This is a genomic window from Corynebacterium gallinarum (genome assembly GCF_014837045.1).
Taxonomy (GTDB): domain Bacteria; phylum Actinomycetota; class Actinomycetes; order Mycobacteriales; family Mycobacteriaceae; genus Corynebacterium; species Corynebacterium gallinarum.
Genome location: NZ_JACSPR010000018.1, coordinates 1 through 5,588, shown reverse-complemented (window position 1 = coordinate 5,588; position 5,588 = coordinate 1). Strand labels below are relative to the sequence as shown.

3 rRNA genes are annotated in these 5,588 nt (G+C 53.9%); all 3 read left to right on the top strand.

Annotated elements, in window-relative coordinates:
* The first annotated feature begins 370 nt into the window (after nucleotides 1-370).
* Nucleotides 371-1,890: ribosomal RNA gene (locus H9627_RS13995) — 16S ribosomal RNA — on the top strand.
* 364 nt (nucleotides 1,891-2,254) lie between these two features.
* Nucleotides 2,255-5,332: ribosomal RNA gene (locus H9627_RS13990) — 23S ribosomal RNA — on the top strand.
* A 129-nt stretch (nucleotides 5,333-5,461) separates the two neighbouring features.
* Nucleotides 5,462-5,578, top strand: a 5S ribosomal RNA gene (rrf, locus tag H9627_RS13985).
* The 16S, 23S and 5S rRNA genes sit together here, the layout of an rRNA operon.
* Nucleotides 5,579-5,588: the final 10 nt, after the last annotated feature.

The window sequence follows — 5,588 nt, the reverse complement described above, 5'->3', positions numbered from 1 at the left end:
GAATGTTGTTTGAGAACTCAATAGTGTGCCATTTATTTTTATGTTTGTCGTACCCCAACCAAGGTTGGGGTGGTCATGCCGGGTGGTGGGGGAGCATAACCTCCTACCACTGTAAATAATGGACCGGTCACCCTTGTGGTGCCTGGTTGATTGTGTGCATGGTTATTTTTTTTACGACACACCGGTTCCCATGCTGCTTTTCCCCGTCGGGACAAGCGGGAACCGGAATATTGTTTTAAAGTGATTAACCATTATTTTTGGTTGAACAAGCCAGACCACGCTCTTACCTTTCGTGGGTGGGTGTGGTTGTTTGTTTGGCTGGGTTATCGGGCTTTTCACGCCCTGACACACACGTAGGTGTGTGTCTTCTTTTGTGGAGAGTTTGATCCTGGCTCAGGACGAACGCTGGCGGCGTGCTTAACACATGCAAGTCGAACGATGATGCCCTGCTTGCAGGGTGGATTAGTGGCGAACGGGTGAGTAACACGTGGGTGATCTGCCCCGCACTTCGGGATAAGCCTGGGAAACTGGGTCTAATACCGGATACGACCCCCTGGTAGGTCAGGGGGTGGAAAGATTTTATCGGTGTGGGATGAGCCTGCGGCCTATCAGCTTGTTGGTGGGGTAATGGCCTACCAAGGCGTCGACGGGTAGCCGGCCTGAGAGGGTGATCGGCCACATTGGGACTGAGACACGGCCCAGACTCCTACGGGAGGCAGCAGTGGGGAATATTGCACAATGGGCGCAAGCCTGATGCAGCGACGCCGCGTGGGGGATGACGGCCTTCGGGTTGTAAACTCCTTTCGACAGGGACGAAGCTTATGTGACGGTACCTGTAGAAGAAGCACCGGCTAACTACGTGCCAGCAGCCGCGGTAATACGTAGGGTGCGAGCGTTGTCCGGAATTACTGGGCGTAAAGAGCTCGTAGGTGGTTTGTCGCGTCGTCTGTGAAATCCCGGGGCTTAACCTCGGGCGTGCAGGCGATACGGGCATAACTTGAGTGCTGTAGGGGAGACTGGAATTCCTGGTGTAGCGGTGAAATGCGCAGATATCAGGAGGAACACCAATGGCGAAGGCAGGTCTCTGGGCAGTAACTGACGCTGAGGAGCGAAAGCATGGGTAGCGAACAGGATTAGATACCCTGGTAGTCCATGCCGTAAACGGTGGGCGCTAGGTGTAGGGGACTTCCACGTCTTCTGTGCCGCAGCTAACGCATTAAGCGCCCCGCCTGGGGAGTACGGCCGCAAGGCTAAAACTCAAAGGAATTGACGGGGGCCCGCACAAGCGGCGGAGCATGTGGATTAATTCGATGCAACGCGAAGAACCTTACCTGGGCTTGACATACACCAGATCGCTGCAGAGATGTAGCTTCCCTTGTGGCTGGTGTACAGGTGGTGCATGGTTGTCGTCAGCTCGTGTCGTGAGATGTTGGGTTAAGTCCCGCAACGAGCGCAACCCTTGTCTTATGTTGCCATCACGTGATGGTGGGCACTCATGAGAGACTGCCGGGGTTAACTCGGAGGAAGGTGGGGATGACGTCAAATCATCATGCCCCTTATGTCCAGGGCTTCACACATGCTACAATGGTCGGTACAGCGAGTTGCCACACCGTGAGGTGGAGCTAATCTCTCAAAGCCGGCCTCAGTTCGGATTGGGGTCTGCAACTCGACCCCATGAAGTCGGAGTCGCTAGTAATCGCAGATCAGCAACGCTGCGGTGAATACGTTCCCGGGCCTTGTACACACCGCCCGTCACGTCATGAAAGTTGGTAACACCCGAAGCCAGTGGCCCAACCCTTTGGGGGGGAGCTGTCGAAGGTGGGATCGGCGATTGGGACGAAGTCGTAACAAGGTAGCCGTACCGGAAGGTGCGGCTGGATCACCTCCTTTCTAAGGAGCTTTAATGTAACCCACCATGGACTGTGTCTGTGTGTTGGGTTGTTGGTGTTGGAACCCGGATGTGGTTGCCACCAACACACACTAATCGGGTGGATCATGATCCTGGTCGGCAAACAACCCCACAGGCGTGGGGGGAAATAGGTGGCATGCTGTTGGGTGTCTGGGATGACATTGTTTATTCCCAAAGCAGACATTCACAACGTCGATACACAACCCTTGGGTTGGGTGTTATCTGGTGTGGGTGTTGTGTTGTGTGAGAACTGTATAGTGGACGCGAGCATCTTTATTTTATTGTGTAATTTTGCATAAGTAGTATCCGAACGCCGCACCGGCTCCCTTGTGGGGTTGGTGTGGGAGTGTTTGTTTTAAGGGCACACGGTGGATGCCTTGGCATATCAAGCCGATGAAGGACGTGAGAGGCTGCGTTAAGCCTCGGGGAGCTGCCAACTAAGCGTTGATCCGAGGATGTCCGAATGGGGAAACCCAGCCGCAGTAATGTGTGGTTACCCACCGGTGAATATATAGCCGGTGTGGGGGGTGACACGGGGAAGTGAAACATCTCAGTACCCGTAGGAGAAGAAAACAATTGTGATTCCGTTAGTAGTGGCGAGCGAACGCGGATGATGGCTAAAACCTATGTGTGTGATACCCGGCAGGGGTTGCATGTAGGTGGTTGTGGGGCAATGGCGTTAGTGTTCTGCCGGACACTGGCTCATCGCGCGATGATTAGTGGAAGTGGTGTGGAAACGCCTACCGTAGCAGGTGATAGTCCTGTACATGAAGGTCATTGTGGGTGGGTGGTTGTTGTACCCGAGTAGCAGCGGGCTCGTGAAATCTGCTGTGAATCTGCCGGGACCACTCGGTAAGCCTGAATACTTGATATGACCGATAGCGGATTAGTACCGTGAGGGAATGGTGAAAAGTACCCCGGGAGGGGAGTGAAATAGTACCTGAAACCGTGTGCTTACAATCCGTCAGAGCATCCTTTATGGGTGTGATGGCGTGCCTTTTGAAGAATGAGCCTGCGAGTCAGCGGCATGTCGCGAGGTTAACCCGTGTGGGGTAGCCGTAGGGAAACCGAATCCTAACGAGGGTGACATAGTGGCATGTCTTGGACCCGAAGCGGAGTGATCTACCCATGGCCAGTGTGAAGCGATGGTAAGACGTCGTGGAGGCGCGAACCCACTTAGGTTGAAAACTGAGGGGATGAGTTGTGGGTAGGGGTGAAAGGCCAATCAAACTCCGTGATAGCTGGTTCTCCCCGAAATGCATTTAGGTGCAGCGTTGTGTGTTTCTTCCCGGAGGTAGAGCTACTGGATGGTTTAGCGGGACCAACATCTTAGCGACATCAGCCAAACTCCGAATGCCGGTGAAGTTAGAGCACAGCAGTGAGACTGCGGGGGATAAGCTTCGTAGTCGAGAGGGAAACAGCCCAGATCGCCGGCTAAGGCCCCTAAGGGTGTGCTAAGTGGAAAAGGAGGTGGGGTCGCGAAGACAGCCAGGAGGTTGGCTTAGAAGCAGCCATCCTTGAAAGAGTGCGTAATAGCTCACTGGTCGAGTGATCCCGCGCCGACAATGTAGTGGGGCTTAAGTACACCGCCGAAGCCGCGGCAATGACATGTATGTGTTGTTGGGTAGGGGAGCGTCGTGCACGCGTTGAAGCAGCCTGGTGACGGTGTTGTGGAGTGTGTGCGAGTGAGAATGCAGGCATGAGTAACGATTGATGAGTGAGAAACTCATCCGCCGGATGACTAAGGGTTCCTGGGTCAAGTTAATCTTCCCAGGGTGAGTCGGGGCCTAAGGCGAGGCCGACAGGCGTAGTCGATGGATAACGGGTTGATATTCCCGTACCCGAGTGTGCGCGACCATGGTGAATCAGTGATACTAACCACCCACAAGATCACACGCCTTCCTTCGGGTTGGTGGTGGTGGAGTGCGTGGGACCTGATCTGGTAGTAGCTAAGTGATGGGGTGACGCAGTGAGGTAGCATGAGCCACTTATTGGATTGTGGTGTAAGCGTGTGGAACGAGGTATTGGTAAATCCGTACCTCTTATGTTCGAGGCGTGATGCGTAGCCCGTAAAGGGTGAATTCTGTGATCCTGTACTGTCGAGAAAAGCCTCTAGCGATGTGCATATTCGGCCCGTACCCTAAACCGACACAGGTAGTCAGGTAGAGAATACTAAGGCGTTCGGGTGAACTGTGGTTAAGGAACTCGGCAAAATGCCCCCGTAACTTCGGGAGAAGGGGGGCCCACACTGGTGATTCACTTTGCGTGTTTGAGCTGGTGTGGGTCGCAGAGAATAGAGGGAAGCGACTGTTTACTAAAAACACAGGTCCGTGCGAAGACGTTGAAGTTGATGTATACGGACTGACGCCTGCCCGGTGCTGGAAGGTTAAGAGGACCGGTTAGCCGTAAGGCGAAGCTGAGAATTTAAGCCCCAGTAAACGGCGGTGGTAACTATAACCATCCTAAGGTAGCGAAATTCCTTGTCGGGTAAGTTCCGACCTGCACGAATGGCGTAACGACTTCCCTGCTGTCTCAACCACAGGCCCGGTGAAATTGCAGTACGAGTAAAGATGCTCGTTACGCGCGGCAGGACGAAAAGACCCCGGGACCTTCACTATAGCTTGGTATTGGTGTTCGATTCGGTTTGTGTAGGATAGGTGGGAGACTGTGATGCTATGACGCTAGTTGTGGTGGAGTCGTTGGTGAAATACCACTCTGATCGGATTGAATGTCTTAACCTTGGCCCATGATCTGGGTTGGGGACAGTGCCTGGTGGGTAGTTTAACTGGGGCGGTTGCCTCCTAAAATGTAACGGAGGCGCCCAAAGGTTTCCTCAGCCTGGTTGGTAATCAGGTGGTGAGTGTAAGTGCACAAGGGAGCTTGACTGTGAGAGTGACAGCTCGAGCAGGGACGAAAGTCGGGACTAGTGATCCGGCACCTACTTGTGGTTGTGGTGTCGCTCAACGGATAAAAGGTACCCCGGGGATAACAGGCTGATCTTCCCCAAGAGTCCATATCGACGGGATGGTTTGGCACCTCGATGTCGGCTCGTCGCATCCTGGGGCTGGAGTAGGTCCCAAGGGTTGGGCTGTTCGCCCATTAAAGCGGTACGCGAGCTGGGTTTAGAACGTCGTGAGACAGTTCGGTCTCTATCCGCCGCGCGCGTTGAAACTTAAGGAAGGCTGTCCCTAGTACGAGAGGACCGGGACGGACGTACCTCTGGTGTGCCAGTTGTTCCGCCAGGAGCAGGGCTGGTTGGCTACGTACGGAAGGGATAACCGCTGAAAGCATCTAAGCGGGAAGCCTGTTTCGAGATGAGGTTTCTGTTGAGGTTCCCTAGAGATTATGGGGTTGATAGGCCAGATCTGGAAGGTGGGTAACCACTGGAGGTGACTGGTACTAATTTACCGACACAAACACCCCAAACACACGGTGTTGGGATATGTTTAGCGCTTATGTAACACACAATTTGAACAAGTATGTTCGCGTCCACTATGCAGTGTCTGGCACAACACACCCAACATGGTTGGGTCTGTGCACCGTGATAGGTGTGTCGGTGGTGATAGTAGCAGGGAAACGCCCGGTCCCATTCCGAACCCGGAAGCTAAGCCTGGTTACGCTGATGGTACTGCACTCGGGAGGGTGTGGGAGAGTAGGTGACCGCCGACCAACAACTTAA